Origin of the sequence: Pseudomonas sp. GW460-12-10-14-TSB1 (genome assembly GCF_017349775.1) — a bacterium.
Lineage (GTDB): Bacteria > Pseudomonadota > Gammaproteobacteria > Pseudomonadales > Pseudomonadaceae > Aquipseudomonas > Aquipseudomonas piscium.
In genome coordinates this window covers 157826-174498 of the sequence record NZ_JACNAC010000003.1, presented here as the reverse complement: position 1 = coordinate 174498, position 16673 = coordinate 157826, and the positions used below count along the sequence as shown (strand labels likewise).

Annotated in this window: 13 protein-coding genes; 12 read left to right on the top strand and 1 reads right to left on the bottom strand. The window is 55.8% G+C overall.

Annotated elements, in window-relative coordinates; all coding sequences use genetic code 11:
• Positions 1-3: 3 nt before the first annotated feature.
• The 10 genes from asnB (at position 4) to J4D52_RS03410 (ending at position 14319) form a co-directional block, all read left to right on the top strand.
• Positions 4-1932, top strand: coding sequence for an asparagine synthase (glutamine-hydrolyzing) (gene asnB / locus J4D52_RS03455; protein WP_025805534.1), 1929 nt, complete (start codon positions 4-6; stop codon positions 1930-1932).
• A 143-nt stretch (positions 1933-2075) separates the two neighbouring features.
• Positions 2076-4220, top strand: a complete 2145-nt coding sequence (locus J4D52_RS03450) for a bi-domain-containing oxidoreductase (protein ID WP_102676605.1) — start codon at positions 2076-2078, stop codon at positions 4218-4220.
• Complete coding sequence (locus J4D52_RS03445; protein WP_063432587.1) at positions 4217-6046, top strand: heparinase II/III-family protein; 1830 nt, start codon at positions 4217-4219, stop codon at positions 6044-6046. The genes J4D52_RS03450 and J4D52_RS03445 overlap by 4 nt, the downstream gene beginning before the upstream one ends.
• A gap of 2 nt (positions 6047-6048) precedes the next feature.
• Entirely contained in the window at positions 6049-7266 is a 1218-nt protein-coding gene (locus J4D52_RS03440) for a glycosyltransferase family 4 protein (RefSeq protein WP_063432586.1), read from the top strand.
• Positions 7263-7859 (top strand): sugar transferase, encoded by a 597-nt coding sequence (locus J4D52_RS03435; RefSeq protein WP_025805529.1) that lies wholly within the window; start codon positions 7263-7265, stop codon positions 7857-7859. The genes J4D52_RS03440 and J4D52_RS03435 overlap by 4 nt, the downstream gene beginning before the upstream one ends.
• Positions 7860-8186: 327 nt before the next feature.
• A complete protein-coding gene (locus tag J4D52_RS03430) occupies positions 8187-9362 on the top strand; it encodes a DegT/DnrJ/EryC1/StrS aminotransferase family protein (protein ID WP_102676645.1) in 1176 nt (391 codons plus the stop codon).
• 167 nt (positions 9363-9529) lie between these two features.
• Positions 9530-11524 (top strand): nucleoside-diphosphate sugar epimerase/dehydratase, encoded by a 1995-nt coding sequence (locus J4D52_RS03425; protein ID WP_025805525.1) that lies wholly within the window; start codon positions 9530-9532, stop codon positions 11522-11524.
• A 318-nt stretch (positions 11525-11842) separates the two neighbouring features.
• The gene (locus J4D52_RS03420) at positions 11843-12838 is read left to right on the top strand and encodes a glycosyltransferase family 4 protein (protein ID WP_219736162.1); all 996 of its coding nucleotides are present in this window, start codon (positions 11843-11845) and stop codon (positions 12836-12838) included.
• A gap of 125 nt (positions 12839-12963) precedes the next feature.
• The gene (locus J4D52_RS03415) at positions 12964-13299 is read left to right on the top strand and encodes a ComEA family DNA-binding protein (protein ID WP_102676606.1); all 336 of its coding nucleotides are present in this window, start codon (positions 12964-12966) and stop codon (positions 13297-13299) included.
• Positions 13300-13524: 225 nt separating this feature from the next.
• Positions 13525-14319 carry an SDR family oxidoreductase gene (locus tag J4D52_RS03410; protein ID WP_102676607.1) on the top strand — a complete coding sequence of 265 codons (795 nt, stop codon included), beginning with the start codon at positions 13525-13527 and terminating at the stop codon, positions 14317-14319.
• 28 nt (positions 14320-14347) lie between these two features.
• Here J4D52_RS03410 and J4D52_RS03405 read toward each other — a convergent pair whose 3' ends face one another.
• Positions 14348-14914 carry a TetR/AcrR family transcriptional regulator gene (locus J4D52_RS03405; RefSeq protein WP_102676608.1) on the bottom strand — a complete coding sequence of 189 codons (567 nt, stop codon included), beginning with the start codon at positions 14912-14914 and terminating at the stop codon, positions 14348-14350.
• Between the two features lie 197 nt (positions 14915-15111).
• Here J4D52_RS03405 and J4D52_RS03400 point away from each other — a divergent pair, with 197 nt between their 5' ends.
• Both J4D52_RS03400 and J4D52_RS03395 read left to right on the top strand, forming a co-directional pair.
• Positions 15112-15765 (top strand): GntR family transcriptional regulator, encoded by a 654-nt coding sequence (locus J4D52_RS03400; protein WP_025805520.1) that lies wholly within the window; start codon positions 15112-15114, stop codon positions 15763-15765.
• A gap of 15 nt (positions 15766-15780) precedes the next feature.
• A complete protein-coding gene (locus tag J4D52_RS03395; protein ID WP_102676609.1) occupies positions 15781-16632 on the top strand; it encodes a DUF1989 domain-containing protein in 852 nt (283 codons plus the stop codon).
• Positions 16633-16673: the final 41 nt, after the last annotated feature.

Here is a 16673-nt window from a genome sequence, read left to right as displayed (position 1 = left end):
CTTATGTGCGGAATTCTGGGCTACATACATAACGGGACGCGAGAGTCCATTGATTTCTCTTCGGCACTTTCTTTCATTCGACGTCGTGGTCCGGATGACAAGGGGATCTGGGCCGATACGGATGTGGGCGTATGGTTAGGGCAGGTTCGCCTATCGATCCTCGATACGACGTCTGCCGGACACCAACCCATGGTTTCGGCCGACGGCCGCGTGGTCATGGTCTTCAACGGTGAAATCTATAACTTCCGCGAATTGAGAGCCCACCTGGAGGCGGCAGGAGATGTTTTCTCCAGCCAATCCGACTCGGAGGTGTTGCTTGCTCTTTTCTGTCGTTATGGCATTGAGTGCCTGAATCGGCTGAACGGTATTTTTGCCGTGGTGTTCTGGGAGCGTGACACGAATACGCTCTGGGTGGCGCGTGATCAACTGGGTGTCAAACCTCTTTATATTCACTCCGGTGATGGTTGTTTTGCTTTTTCTAGTGAAATGAAAGGGCTCATTCGCAGTGGTTTTGGCACAACCGAAATCGATCCAAGGGCTGTTCTGGCCCATCTCGGCTTCTTATGGTCGCCGGGGGAAAAAACAATCGTCCGGGATATCAAGAAAGTTCTTCCCGGGCAGGCACTGTGCGTTCGTAACGGACGTATTGAAAAGAGCTGGTTTTACTACGAGCTGCCTATTGCGGAAAAGAAACTGGCGAAGAACGTCGATGATGTTGCTATCGATGTGGCTGACGCGGTCAGGACTGCTGTCAAGCGACAGCTGGTCTCAGATGTCCCGCTGGGTTCTTTTCTGTCCGGAGGGTTGGACTCCAGTGCGATAGTTGCCTTTGCTGCACAGGAAATGCAGAACAGGGGGCGACTGCAATGTTTCAGCATTCGTATCGATAATGGCGCCACTTCAAATGAAGGGTTTGCCGACGATCTTCCTTATGCGCAGAAAGTTGCCAAGCATCTGGATGTGGATCTGCATGTGGTCGGCGTTGGCGATGAAATGATGGATCGACTGCCCGAGATGGTTTATCTGCTGGATGAACCGACTCCGGACCCGGCAGCGCTGAATGCGTTATTTATCTCTGAGTTGGCGAGCCAGAATGGCATCAAGGTACTGCTATCCGGTGCAGGTGGAGATGATATTTTTACTGGTTATCGTCGACATTTCGCTTTGGCTCAGGAGCGTTGGTGGGGTGGGTTGCCCAAACCACTACGGTCGGTTCTGGCCAGTGCCTCAAGTCTGCTCCCCGCATCATCGCCGCTTTCCCGGCGCGTCGGGAAGGCGTTTCGTTATGCTGATCTTCCAACCAATGATCGCCTGATCAGTTACTTCCTTTGGCTAGAGCCTGAGCAGGCGTACGGGCTGTTGGCACCGGACCTGAGGCGCCAGTTGGCGATGGACGATCTTTTTGCGCCGATGCGTGAGACGCTTTCGCGCCTGCCTTCCGATGTGACTCCGTTGGATAAGATGCTCACCCTGGAGTGCAAGCACTTCCTCACTGATCACAACCTCAACTACACCGACAAGATGGGGATGGCCGCTGGCGTTGAAGTGCGTGTGCCGTTGCTGGACCTGGATCTGGTGCGTTTGGCGGGATCGTTGCCTTCCGACATCAAGCAGAAAGGTCGTGAAGGAAAATGGATCTTCAAAAAGGCGATGGAACCGTATCTGCCACACGACATTATTTACCGGCCTAAAACTGGCTTCGGTGTACCTTTGCGCAATTGGCTGCAGGGGCGCTTGAAGCCTTTGGTTGATGAAGTGCTGTCGCCTGCCTCGTTGCTCCAGAGAGGGATTTTTGATCCTGAAGCGGTTGCACGTCTGATCGAGGCCGATCGTTCAGGACGTATTGATGCGGCCTACACCTTGTTTGGCATCGTTTGTATGGAGCTGTGGTGTAAGCAGTATCTGGACGGCAATTTCGCCCTGGATCGCTGACAGCAATGCCCCCTGCAGTCGAGTTGGGCAGGGGAGCAGAGGTTCTATGCAAATACGGATTGTATGAACCGATGTTAATCTAGGCGGCTAGAGACAGATTCATCAGTGATGAGTGAAATTTTTAACTTTATTGGTACGAATGCATGAAGCAGGTTGTTCAGAATATGGCTAGTGGTGAGACGTCATTGATTAATGCGCCTGCCCCGACCGTTCGCAGTGGCTCTTTACAGATCAACACGACCAATACACTGATTTCTGCTGGCACGGAGCGTATGCTCGTGGGCTTTGGCCGGGCTAACTGGCTGGAAAAGGCCCGGCAGCAACCCGATAAGGTCCGCATGGTCCTGCAGAAGGTCCAGACCGATGGGTTGGCAACTACTGTAGATGCTGTTCGCTCGAAGCTTGCGCAACCTTTGCCGCTGGGATATTGCAACGTCGGAGTTGTTGCCTCGGTAGGCAATCATGTGTCCGGCTTCAAGCCTGGTGACAGGGTCGTTTCAAATGGTCCTCATGCCGATGTGGTGATCGTCCCGAAAAATCTCTGCGCGGTCATCCCCGACTCGGTCAGCGATGAAGCGGCTTCATTTACCGTACTGGCCAGTATCGGCCTGCAGGGTATCCGGTTGGCTCAGCCGACTCTGGGAGAGGCTTTTGTCGTTACTGGTGTCGGCCTGATCGGCCTGATGACTGTCCAACTCCTGCGTGCCCAGGGCTGCCGAGTACTGGCCATCGATTTTGACGAGCAGAAACTGGCACTGGCCCGCAGCTATGGTGCCGAAACCTGCAACCCCGGCAAGGGCGAGGATGCCGTTGTCGCCAGTATGATCTTCAGCCGTTCCAGGGGCGTTGACGGCGTTATCATTACCGCCTCGACCAAGTCATCCGACCCGGTCACCCAAGCCGCGCATATGTGCCGTAAACGCGGCCGCATCGTATTGGTAGGTGTCACTGGTCTGGAGCTGAATCGGGCTGATTTTTATGAGAAGGAACTGACATTCCAGGTTTCATGTTCTTATGGCCCTGGGCGTTATGACCCTACATACGAAGATCAAGGCAATGATTTCCCGATTGGTTTCGTTCGCTGGACTGAGCAGCGTAACTTCGAGGCCGTGCTGGACATGCTTGCCAGTGGTCAACTGGAAGTCGATTCGCTGATTTCCCATCGTTTTGCCTTTGAAGACGCGGCTGATGCTTATCAGACGCTCACGGCGGATAATTCCGCGCTGGGCATCATTCTGCAATATTCTTCAAGCGCCGCTGAGCGCAACATCAAGAAAGTGGTGTTGGCGCCGGAAGCGGTCGCGAGCTTCGACCCGGTCAAACCCGTGGTGGGTTTCATCGGTGCGGGAAACTATGCCTCCAGGATGCTGATTCCAGCTTTCAAGGCGGCAGGCGCGCAATTCCATACGATCGTGACCGCGGGCGGGATAAACGGGGTTATCCACGGCAGCAAGGCTGGTTTTGCGGAGGCGTCGACAGATATCGGAGCGATGCTGGGCAACGACCTGATCAATACCGTGGCGATTGTCACCCGTCACGATAGCCATGCTCGTTTTGTCGCTCAGGCGCTTGAGGCTGGTAAACACGTATTCGTCGAAAAACCATTGGCCATCGAAACCCAAGAGCTGGCGATGGTTGAGCAGGCCTATCAGAGTGCTGTCGAGAAGGGCCTCAAGCCTCACCTGATGGTGGGCTTCAATCGACGTTTTTCGCCGCAAGTGCAGAAGATGAAAGCCTTGCTTGCAGCGGTAAAAGAGCCGAAATCCTTTGTCATGACGATGAATGCCGGCGCTATTCCCGCGAGTCACTGGACGCAGGATCCAGCGGTTGGCGGTGGACGCATTATTGGCGAGGCCTGCCATTTCATCGATCTGATGCGCTTCCTGGCCGGCAGCAAAATCGTTTCGATCCAGGCCCGTAGAATGGGCGATACGGACGCCGTGGAAATCACCGAAGACAAAGCTGCGATCATCCTGGGTTTCGAAGACGGTTCTTTCGGTACCATTCATTACCTGGCCAATGGCGCATCGAGCTTTCCAAAAGAGCGCGTGGAAGTCTTTGCCGCAGGCCGTGTCCTGCAACTGGATAACTTCCGCAAATTGAAAGGTTTCGGCTGGCCCGGCTTCAACAAACTCAACCTGTGGAAACAGAACAAAGGGCAAAGCGAGTGTGCGGCCGCATTCCTCGCTGCTGTGGAAACCGGTGCGGCGACTCCGATCTCTTCCGATGAAATCTTCGAAGTGGCGCGGGTGAGTATCGAGGTTTCGCGGATCCTGCGTGAGCAATGAGCCTTTTTATTACTAAAGCCAGAACTGCCGTCGCGCTGGGGGGCGGCAATCTGGTTCGTGCATTGACGTATCGGCTTGGAGTCAAGACCGGGTTGAACCCTGTCAGACGTCTTTGCGCCGATATGCCACAGGGGCCTTTTTTTGCACCCAGTGCCAGGCGCGCCAACTCATTGCCCGTCAATACCCAATGGGGTACCCGGGCCCGCTATTACGGGTGCTGGGAGATTCCTGTTTCGGACGCGGCACCTGACTGGCACCTGAACCCGCTGAGTGGAGTTCGGGTTCCTGAGCCCGAAAGGGAGTGGTGGCGCATCCCTGACTTTGACGCAGCTGTTGGCGACATCAAGAATATCTGGGAAGCGTCACGCCTGGACTGGACACTGGCATTCGCCCAGCGAGCCTGTTCAGACAATGCCTCGCAGATGGAGCGGCTGAATCTGTGGCTGACGCACTGGTGCAAGAATAACCCTCCTTATTGCGGTCCGAACTGGAAGTGCGGTCAGGAGGCTTCCATTCGGGTTCTGCACCTGGCAATGACGGCGATCATTCTCGAGCAGTCGTCAACGCCATTGCCCGGGTTGATGGAACTTGTCCAACTGCACCTCAAACGCATCGAGCCAACGTTGAGTTATGCGATGGCCCAAGACAACAATCACGGCACCTCTGAAGCCGCGGCCTTGTTCGTCGGTGGTAGCTGGCTGGCGCTGTGCAATCATCCGCAAGGGCAGCGTTGGCAGCGATTGGGGCGTAAATGGCTGGAGAATCGCGCCGCTCGATTGATCGAGCCGGACGGCAGTTTCAGCCAGTACTCGGTCAATTATCACCGGGTCATGCTCGATACCTTTTCCATGGTCGAGGTCTGGCGAATCAAGGCCGGACTCGAAGCCTTCTCCGCAACCTTTCAATCCAGGGTGCGGGCCGCTACGAATTGGCTGTTTTCGCTGGTTGACGAGAGTTCCGGCGATGCGCCGAATATCGGGGCCAATGATGGTGCGCGCCTGTTGCCGCTGACGGACACGGACTACCGCGATTTCCGGCCGGCGGTTCAGTTGGCCATGACGCTGTTCTGTGGAAAAAGAGCCTATGCGGCCCCAGGTGCATGGGATTTGCCTTTGCAGTGGCTGCAATTGTCCGTGCCGTCGGCTGTCGTCGAGCGCCCGGCTAGCCAACTGTTCGACCAGGGTGGATATGCACTGCTACGACGCGCAGATGCCTTTGCCGTGCTGCGTTATCCGCGTTTTCATTTTCGACCCAGCCAGGCCGATGCCCTGCACGTAGATCTCTGGCGTTCGGGCCTCAACCTGCTGCGTGACGCAGGAACCTATAGCTATAACACCTCGGCCCAATGGCTGAGTTATTTCCCAGGTACCGTCAGCCATAACACCGTGCAATTCGACGGGCGTGACCAGATGCCACGACTCAGTCGTTTCCTGTTTGGCGACTGGTTGCGCACGCGCAGGGTCGATGGTCTGAGTGATACAGGAGAGGCCACTACCTGTGGTGCCAGTTATGGCGATAACGCTGGTGCCTTTCATACCCGTCAGGTGCGTCTGAGCGATACCGGGTTACAGGTTCGGGATGAGATCAAGGGGTTCAAAGTCGGCGCGGTTCTGCGCTGGCGTTTGCAGCCAGGCGATTGGCAGATGTCGGATGGTGTATTGAGCAACGGTTCGCACCGGATATCGGTAACGGGCAGCATGCCGATTGTTCGGCAGGAGCTGGTTCAGGGCTGGGAGTCTCGTTACTACTTGCAGAAGACTGAAGTGCCGGTGCTTGAAGTAGAAGTGGATTCGGCGGGTGTTTTGATTACGGAGTATCACTGGTAAACATGAAAATTCTTTATTTTCATCAGCATTTTTCCACTCCGAAAGGAGCTGTCGGCATTCGGTCCTATGAAATGGCCCGTCGCCTGATTGCTCGAGGGCATCAGGTTTCCATGGTCTGTGGTAGCTACGGTGGTGGACAAACCGGGCTGGAAGGCCCTTTTGTCGGTGGGAAACGCAAGGGCACCGTCGACGGAATTGAAATTATCGAGTTCGATCTGGCGTACTCCAACAGTGACGGCCTGTTCACTCGTACACTCAGTTTCTTGAAGTTCGCATTTCGCAGCATTGGGTTGGCGCTGACCGAGCGTTACGATCTGGTTTTTGCCACCACGACACCTCTGACGGCAGGGATTCCTGGCATTTTTGCGCGTTGGTTGCGCAACAAACCATTTGTATTCGAAGTCCGTGATCTCTGGCCCGAGCTCCCCAAGGCAATGGGCGTCATTCGCAATCCGCTGATTCTGTCTGCCATGTCGCTGCTTGAATGGGCGAGCTATCGCTCTGCTCACCGAGTCATCGGGCTTTCCCCGGGCATTGTTGATGGTATCGCCCATCGCGGTGTTGCGCGCGACCGGATCACCATGATTCCCAACGGCTGCGACCTCGATATTTTTAATGCGCCCGCCGAGCCATGGCGGCCTGCCGGTGTGGAAAAAGATCAACTGATGGCCGTCTTTGCCGGTACCCACGGCGTTGCCAACAAGCTCGATTCGGTACTGGATGCGGCGAAGGAACTGAAACTCCGCCAGCGTGACGATATCCGCCTGGTGCTGATCGGGCAGGGCAAGTTGAAGCCGGCGCTGCAGCAGCGAGCGGCCAGGGAAGGACTGGATAATGTGATCTTTCACGATCCGGTGAACAAAGCGAAGTTGTCCGGCCTGATGGCCAGTGCGGATCTTGGCTTGCAACTGCTCGCCAATGTTCCTGCCTTCTATTACGGTACTTCACCCAACAAGTTTTTCGACTACATCGCTTCGGCACTGCCTGTTCTGAATAACTATCCAGGCTGGCTGGCCGAAATGATCACCAAGGAAGATTGCGGTTTTGTCGTACCGCCGGAAAGTCCATCGCTGTTCGCCGATGCCCTGATACAGGCAGCCGATGCGCGTGAAGAACTCAAGGCCAAAGGCCTGAGAGGTCGTGAGCTGGCGGTCAGGGAGTTCGATCGTCGCAAGCTTGCGGATCGGTTTGTCGATTGGCTGGAGGGTGTGGCCCGATGATCAAGCGTGGGTTCGATCTGTTTGCTTCGATACTGGGCCTGTTATTGCTGGCACCGGTCATGGCGATAGTCGCCTGGCAGATCCGCAAGAAACTCGGTTCTCCCGTGTTGTTCCGCCAGGTTCGTCCGGGCAAGGACGGCAAGCCCTTCGAGATGGTCAAGTTCCGTACAATGCGCGATGCTCATGATGCGATGGGCAATCCGCTGCCGGATTCGGAGCGCATGACACCGTTTGGCAGTTTTTTGCGTTCTAGCAGTCTGGATGAGTTGCCAGAGCTGTGGAATGTCTTGAAGGGAGATATGAGTCTGGTAGGGCCTCGACCTCTGCTGATGGAGTATCTGCCGCTATACAATAGTGAACAGTATCGTCGCCATGAGGTGCGTCCGGGCGTGACTGGCTGGGCTCAGATTAATGGGAGGAATGCCCTGGAGTGGGAAGAAAAATTCAACCTGGATGTCTGGTATGTAGACAACCAATCCTTATGGTTGGATTTGAAAGTCATCTTCCTGACGATCAAAAAAGTTGTTATTCGTGACGGTATCAGTGCAGAAGGCGAAGTTACCGCTGCGAAGTTTACTGGGACCAAACGATGAATTTGCGGGCCCTGCTGGAAGCTAAATGGAAATAATACGGTCGTTGTGAATGCGGTTGAGTTCTGCGACTGGAAGGTTATTGAGTTTCCGGCGATTTCTGGCCCGAGCAGCGGCGAAACTGGTGCCAGGGGACCGTTGGCGACATGGCTGCGCGTATGACCCCTCTGATCAGTATGATGGTGTGATCACTGGAGCGGCAGTTATTGCAAATGTGCCTGCCCCGATAATGGGCCGAGTGTTTAAAGCGCTGCCCCAGGCTTTTTGTAGACAGCAGGAGCTCATGAAGAGCTCTCCATATTTTCGAATGAAAACTGACGGGTATTGGTTGTGTTGAATACACCTTTTTCTCCCTGGCCTTCCTTTTCCGACGAAGAGGCCAATGCTGTACGTGATGTGATCCTGTCCAACAAAGTCAATTACTGGACCGGCACGCAAGGACGTGAGTTCGAAAAGGAATTCGCGGCATGGACGGATACTCAATACGCCATTGCGCTTGCTAACGGCACGGTCGCCCTGGACCTGGCCCTTAAGGCTCTGGGGATTGGCGCCGGCGACGAAGTGATCGTTACCTCGCGTACGTTCCTGGCATCGGTGTCCAGCATCGTCAATGCCGGAGCGACTCCAGTTTTCGCCGATGTGGATCGCGATTCGCAAAACTTCACCGCGCAGAGCATTCGCGCCGTAATGACTCCTCGTACCCGCGCGGTCATCTGTGTGCACCTGGCTGGCTGGCCTTGTGACATGGACCCGATCATGGCCCTGGCGCAGGAGTTCGATCTCAAGGTGATCGAGGACTGCGCGCAGGCCCATGGGGCCCTGTACAAGGGGCGTCCCGTCGGTTCGATCGGTCATGTCGGTGCCTGGTCTTTCTGTCAGGACAAGATCATGACCACGGGTGGCGAGGGCGGCATGGTCACCACCAACGATCGCCAGTTGTGGGCAGACATGTGGGCCTTCAAGGACCATGGCAAGAGCTGGGAGGCTGTCTATGAGCGCGAGCATCCACCAGGTTTCCGCTGGGTGCACGAAAGCTTTGGCACTAACTGGAGGATGCTGGAAGTCCAGGCGGTGATTGGCCGGATTCAACTCAAACGCATGACCGATTGGCAGGCAAGCCGTCTGGAGAATGCGCAGCAGATATGGGATTGCGCTCGCCAACTGAATGGCCTGCGTACTCCGGCCATACCCGAAGGCAGTGTTCATGCCGCCTACAAGTGCTATGTGTTCGTGGAACCGCAACAGCTCAAGGACGGTTGGGACAGGGATCGCATTCTGGCGGAGATTACGGCGCGGGAAGTCCCGGTATTCTCCGGTTCCTGCTCCGAGGTCTATCTGGAAAAGGCCTTTGACAATACTGACTGGCGCCCTGCGACACGCTTGCCGATCGCTCGAGAGCTGGGAGAAACCAGCCTCATGTTCCTGGTGCACCCTACGCTGAAGGCATCTGAAATCGAGAAAACGTGCTCGGTGCTCAAAGAGGTCATGCAACTGGCCGCGCGGTAACTATCAGCCAAACTTGTGCGGTGGAGCGGTTTTCGCTCCCCGTACAAAAAGAATTCGGCTGCTGGGCTGTAAAGCGGGCTTGCCTGTTGTCATAAAATGGAACTTCTTGGGATCACCCAGTGTGGCACCAGATATATTTCAGGAGTAATAGAGGTGTTCAAGGTGTTATGGATAAGTTGAGAGCCTTTTTACTGGGATTAACGCGCCGGCAAAAGCGTGCCTTTCAGGTGGTGACTGACGTTATCCTCGTCTGGTTTGCCCTCTGGATGGCTTTTGTCGTTCGTTTAGGCGTCGATGAGCTGGTCAATCCCTTTGCTGATTACCTCTGGTTATTTTTGAGTGCCACTGTTGTCGCAATCCCGTTGTTCATACGCTTCGGTATGTACCGTGCCGTCATGCGTTATTTTGGCAACGATGCGCTGATCACCATTATCAAGGCTGTCAGTCTGTCGGCGCTCATGCTTGCCCTGATCGTGTATTGGAGCAGCAGCCGTCAACCGCTGGTGCCCAGATCGATAATCTTCAACTACTGGTGGCTGAGCCTGGTGATGATCGGCGGGTTGCGTCTCGCGATGCGCCAGTACTTCCTGGGCGACTGGTTCACGGCTGCGCAGCATGTTCCTTTTACCAGTCGGGATGATGGCTTGCCGAAGGTGGCCATTTACGGCGCCGGTGCGGCGGGTAACCAATTGGTCGCTGCTTTGCGGATGGGGCGCTTGATGCGCCCGGTAGCATTCATCGACGACGACAGTAATATTGCCGAGCGAGTGATTTCCGGGCTGCATGTCTATAAGCCCAAACATATTCAGCAAATGATCGATGTGACCGGAGCTCAGCAGATCCTTTTGGCAATCCCTTCTGCTAACCGTACGCGACGCCGAGAGATCCTGAGTTTCCTCGAGGGGTTCGGTCTGCATGTGCAAAGTGTGCCGGGTTTTATGGATCTGGCGAGCGGACGAGTCAAGGTCGATGATATTCAGGAAGTCGACATTGCCGACCTGTTGGGGCGCGACTCGGTCCCCCCTCAGGAAGAGTTGCTCGAGCATTGCATCAAGGAGCAGTCGGTACTGATCACGGGTGCCGGTGGTTCGATCGGTTCGGAACTGTGCCGTCAGATTCTTGCGTTGCGCCCGACCACGATGCTGCTCTACGAGCACAGTGAGTTCAATCTCTACAGCATCTTGCAGGAGCTCGAACAGCGCATCGTTCGCGAGTCGCTGTCCGTGAAGTTGTTGCCGATCCTGGGGTCCGTGCGTAATCAGGAAAAACTGCTCGATATCATGCAAACCTGGCATGTGGATACGGTGTATCACGCCGCAGCCTATAAGCATGTCCCCATGGTCGAGCACAATATCGCTGAAGGCTTGTTGAACAATGTGATGGGTACATTGAGTACGGCGCAGGCCGCTCTTCGTGCGAATGTCGCGAACTTCGTGCTGATTTCAACGGATAAGGCGGTACGCCCGACGAATGTCATGGGCAGTACCAAGCGCTTGGCCGAAATGACGCTGCAGGCTCTGAGCCGTGAGGTGGCTCCGGTATTGTTCGGGGAGCACGCCAATGTTTCCCGGGTGAATAAAACCCGCTTTACCATGGTGCGTTTCGGCAATGTGCTGGGCTCTTCCGGTTCGGTCATTCCGTTGTTTCACAAGCAGATCAAGTCCGGTGGGCCTTTGACGGTCACCCATCCCCGTATCACGCGTTATTTCATGACTATTCCGGAAGCGGCCCAACTGGTAATCCAGGCGGGCTCCATGGGGCAGGGTGGTGATGTGTTTGTGCTGGATATGGGCGAGCCGGTCAGGATTGTCGAACTGGCCGAGAAGATGGTTCATCTGTCCGGATTGAGCTTGCGTTCCGAAAAGAACCCCCATGGCGACATAGCCGTCGAGTTCACGGGACTGCGGCCAGGCGAAAAGCTCTATGAAGAACTGTTGATCGGCGATAACGTCGTAGCGACGCAGCATCCAATGATCATGAGCGCCAATGAAGACTATCTGCCTTGGGATGTATTGAAGGCCAGGCTGGGCGAGTTGCTGTTGGCGGTCGACCAGGATGATTACTCGAGAGTCCGGCAACTGTTGCGCGACACGGTCAGTGGCTACACTCCGGACAGCGAGATTGTCGACTGGATTTATCAGCAGCGCCGGCTCGAGCCCTAGTTGCATCATTAGCCCCTCGGTCGCCATGAACTTGCTGTTTGGTGCTGAGGGGCGATTACACTTGTTAAGCATTACCTGCGTTCTTGTTGTACTTACACAGAGTGGACACTATGGGGGCGGCACTGCCTTGACCCGTCGGTAAAAACGTTCTGCTCTGCAACTACAAAAATAAAAAACATATTGAAGTGGTCAGCCGGGACTGCAGTCTGGTTCCAGACTTTGCTGCCACGACATGCCGTTGGAGTCGACACCTTGAGCTTTCAAGCATCGTCTGACTTATGGTTTCCCTGGATAGGGCTTTTGTGGCCGCTACCGATCATGGCGACCCTCTCGCTGGGGGTGACTGGAGCTTTTCTTCGTTATGCGCTGGCTCACAGGCTGATGGAGATTCCGAACGCACGCAGCTCCCACTCCATTCCTACACCGCGTAGTGGCGGGGTAGGTATCGTCCTGACTTTCCTTATTGCCTTGCCCTTGGCCGGCATGCTTGGAGCTATCGGCCCGAACCTGGTCTGGAGCCTCTCAGGCGCGGGTGCTGGTATCGCCTTGCTTGGATTTATTGACGATCATCGGCCCATTGCGGCCCGCTGGCGTTTGCTCGGACATTTTGCAGGTAGTCTCTGGGCCTTGTTCTGGCTGGGAGGGTTGCCGGCGCTTGAGGTGTTCGGCATGACGCTGGAGCTTGGCTGGATCGGGCATGCATTGGCTGTGGTGTATCTGGTCTGGATGTTGAACCTCTACAACTTCATGGATGGCATCGATGGAATTGCCAGTGTCGAAGCCGTGACATCCTGCCTGAGTATTTGCCTGATCTATTGGCTGTCGGGATATGACGATCTGATCTGGCCGCCCTTGCTGCTCGCCACCTCGACACTGGGTTTCCTGTACTGGAATTTTCCGCCGGCGAAAATCTTCATGGGTGATATCGGCAGCGGTTTCCTGGGTATTGTGCTGGGTATTCTTTCACTGCAGGCCGCCTGGAGAAACGCCGATTTCCTGTGGGTATGGTGCATTTTGCTCGGGGTGTTCATCGTTGATGCGACTTTTACCTTGATCCGGCGTTTTTTACGTGGAGAGCGCATCTATGAAGCTCATCGCAGCCATGGTTATCAGTTCGCTTCACGCCAACTGGGAAGTCATTTCCCGGTTACCTTGGGCGTCGCATTGATCAACCTTCTCTGGCTGTTACCCATAGGTCTGTTTGTTGCCATGCAGAAGCTAGACGGAGGATTGGGGGTGATCGTGGCCTATGTACCGTTGCTCATTTTAGCTGTGAAGTATCGGGCCGGTGAGTCGGAGCGCCGAGCAGAGTGATGAGGGCGGCACTATTACATAAACTGCAATCAATCCATTTTTGACAGTGCATCACCATGGCCTACGTTTGAGAGGCAGCTTCGGAAAAGCTGCATCTTTATCAACGGTGTCATGGAGTGTCACTTATGCGTACAAACTATTTCTATTCCTTGCTTTTTGCCCTGCTGACAAGCGCCTCTATCAGCGTAATTGCTGCTCCCGCGTCGAAACAAGAGACGGCAAGCACGGTGCCAGCCGTGACTGCGGTAGCTGCCCCACAAACTACCATGGTCGATATCAACAGGGCTGACGCTGCTACGTTGCAGCGTGAACTGTTGGGGGTAGGTGAAGTAAAAGCCAAGGCAATTGTTGCATATCGTGAAGCTAATGGAGCTTTCTCGTCAGTGGACGAACTGCTCGAGGTCAAGGGAATCGGCAAGGCGATCCTGGAAAGCAACCGTGAAAAATTGAAGGTCAACTGAGGCTTCAATTCATGCACAAGGCCGATCACTGATCGGCCTTGTGTTTTTCGGGACCTTAGTGCGCAGATCACAATAAGCAAGGTTACGCCATTCAATGTTGTCTATCGCCTCGATAGAATTATGATCGTAATATTTTATTGAATTATGACTATAATCAAATCGCTTCCCAAGCAGCGCATCAATTCCTTGTCTTTCACTTCTCAAGCACTTTTCTGGAGAGCCGTTATGAACTCGATTTCACCCAAGGGGCTGGCACTTGTCACCGGTGCTTCATCTGGTATCGGTGCGGTTTACGCCGAGCGGCTGGCCGCTCGTGGTTACGATCTGTTGCTGGTTGCGCGAGATGAGCAGCGCCTGCAAACCGCGGCTATCCGGCTGCGGGCCGAGCACAAGGTGCAGGTTGAAGTGTTGAAGGCCGATCTGACACTCAAGGCCGATGTGCTGAGGATCGAGCAGCGTTTGCGCTCCGACTCGAGCATCAGTCTGTTGCTGAACAATGCCGGTATTGCTGCTGACGGAAGCCTGGCCGTTGCCGATGCGGATCAGTTGGAGGCGATGATCCAGCTTAATGTGGTCGCGGTCACTCGTCTGGCTGCTGCGGCCGCCACCAGCTTTTCGGCGGCTGGAAGAGGGGCGATCATCAATATCGCTTCGGTGGTGGCGCTGATTCCCGAGCGTTTTAATGCGACCTACAGTGCGACCAAGGCCTATGTCCTGAGCCTGACTCAGTCGCTCGCTGCGGAATTGGACGGTAAAGGCGTGCAGGTCCAGGCGGTATTGCCAGGGGTGACCCGCACCGAGATCTGGGAGCGCTCGGGCATCGATGCCCAGGGAATTCCAGCCGAGATGATCATGGATGCCCCCGAGATGGTGGATGCGGCTCTGGCTGGTTTTGATCAGGGTGAGTTGATCACCATCCCCTCGCTACCCGACTCGGCTGATTGGGATGCCTTTGTAGCTGCGCGTTTTGCCCTGGCGCCGAACCTGTCGAAAAGCAGCGCGGCTGCTCGCTACAAATAAGCGTATCGAGGCCGGAGGGTGGTGCGGATCACTCCGCCTGCCCATCCTGCTTTTTCAGATGCTCGCGTGTTACATCCAGTATCCGTTTGGCCAGGTCTGGGTTCTCGACACTGCGTGATAACACCAGAGCCCCGACCAGGGTCGACATGATCACCAGGCTTTGGTCGGCGGTATTTTCTCCCTCGAGATTTGCTTCTACCTGCGCAAGTCGGGTATTGAGCACTGCATCGGTGGTGGGGCTGGCTTGCCCACGCAGGCCCAGTTCCGAAGACATGGTGGGCAGCGGGCAACCTTGACCGGGGCAGGTCTGATGCCTCTCGGACAGGTAGCTGTCGATAAAGGCCGGCAGTGGCCGTTCCTGGGCAAACAGCGTGGCGCAGTGTGCATCGAGTTCTGCGGCCGCGGCCTGCAGGGCTTTTTCGACCAGATCGTCCTTGGATTTGAAATGCGAGTAGAAACCGCCATGGGTCAGACCCAGGGCTTTCATCAGCGGTTGCAGGCCTGTCGCGCCGATGCCGTCGCGTCGAAAGCGCTCGGCGGCTTCCTTGATGATGCGTTGATGGGTTTGGGCTTTATGGTCTTGCGAGTAACGCATCGGGGGAAGTCTCCACAGCTAGGGAGTCATCTTACCCAAGGTTGATGGGAGGGGGATTGCACTTTTAACCCCAGAAACCTCATTTTCCCCACTGAATGACTAGAAAGTCATGATTTGTCAGTGAGTCAAGTATCAGTTGGCATGAATTGTGATTATTAGATATCCATGGATTGTTCAACAATCGCAAGGCGATATTTATGAGCAACGTATTGTCCCTGGCTGATCAGATAACCCTCGAATTGCGCGCCGATATCATCGGCGGGCGCTTGCTGCCGGGCATGGCGCTAGTGGAAAACGATCTGGTGTCCGCCTACAACGCTTCGCGCAATACCATTCGCGAGGCCTTGCATCGTCTGGGGCAGGAAGGCTTGACCCGCTACGCACGCAATAAAGGCGTCACGGTGCGCAGACTGGGGATCGATGAGGTGCGTGACCTGTTTCAGGTACGCCGTACCCTGGAGTTGCAGGCCATCGCCTCCAGCAAACCGCTGCGCGAATACCAGTCCGATCGAATGCTCGAGGCTATCGAGGCCAGCGAACTCGCTCGTGAGCGTGAGGACTGGCGCTCGGTGGGTACTCACAGCCTGGCCTTTCATCAACACATCGTCGGGCTGATGCGCAGCCCCTTGTTCGACGAGTTTTTCACCAACGTCGTGGCGCAGCTGCGCCTGGTGTTCTGTGCCGCCCCTGACGAGCAGCGTTTCCAGTCGCCCTGGCTGGCCCGGGACCGGCAGATCCATGACTTGCTCGCCGATGGCGACAAGCAGGCCGCCGGCGAGACCTTGGCGATTTACCTGGACGACTCCGAACGGCTATTGCTCGACATTCTCAGCCACTCTTCCCGCCACTGATCGAGGGTTTCAACCATGTACAAGGACTATCCCGCGGCTTATCAGGTCAGCAAAGGCTCGGCCCTACAGGTGGACACGGTCTTTTATGAGCGGGTCCGCGACAGCAAGGAGCAACGCATCTTGATCGAGCAATTCGAGGTGCCGATCCGCACCGGGCGCGCCTGGCATGTGCCGGCCGGGCATGTGTTCCGGGTGACCACGCCGGCCGGCCCGCAGGTCGGGGACTTCAACGTCTGGAATGCCAACGACCCGCGGGAGCGTTTGTGGGCGGCGCGTACCCGGCAGTTGCAGGGCGCGCATGTCAGTACCCATGACCGGCTGTGGTCGAACCTGCCGTTCCTGCGGCCACTGGTGACCATTACCGATGACAGCCTTGCCGGTTATGGCATCGACGAGCATGGCGGGCGTTTGCACGACCTGCTCGGCACGCGCTGTGACCCCTATGTGAACCGCATGCTCACCGGGGAGGACTTCCATCATCATTGCCATTCCAATCTGACGCGCGCGGTCCTGCCCCATGGGCTGACCGAGTTCGATGTGCATGACGTGCTGAACATCTTCCAGTGCACCGGGCTCAATCATGATGACATGTATTTCATGAAGGCCTGTCCTGCGCAGAAGGGCGATTACCTGGAGTTCTTTGCCGAAATCGATCTGTTGTGCGCGTTGTCGACCTGCCCGGGCGGCGATCTGTCGCTGCCCATGTGGGGGCCGGAGGCCCAGGACCCGCTCAGCGTCTGTCGGCCCTTGGGCGTGGAGATCTATCGGCTCGACGAAGCATTGCTCGAAGGCTGGAGCCAGCCAGAGCGTGCTGCCTACAAAGGCCTGCACGGCCTGCAGATCGCCAAGGCTGCCTGGGAGAAATAATGCCGCTGAGGAAATAAAAAGCCCCGCCATTGTGTGAATGG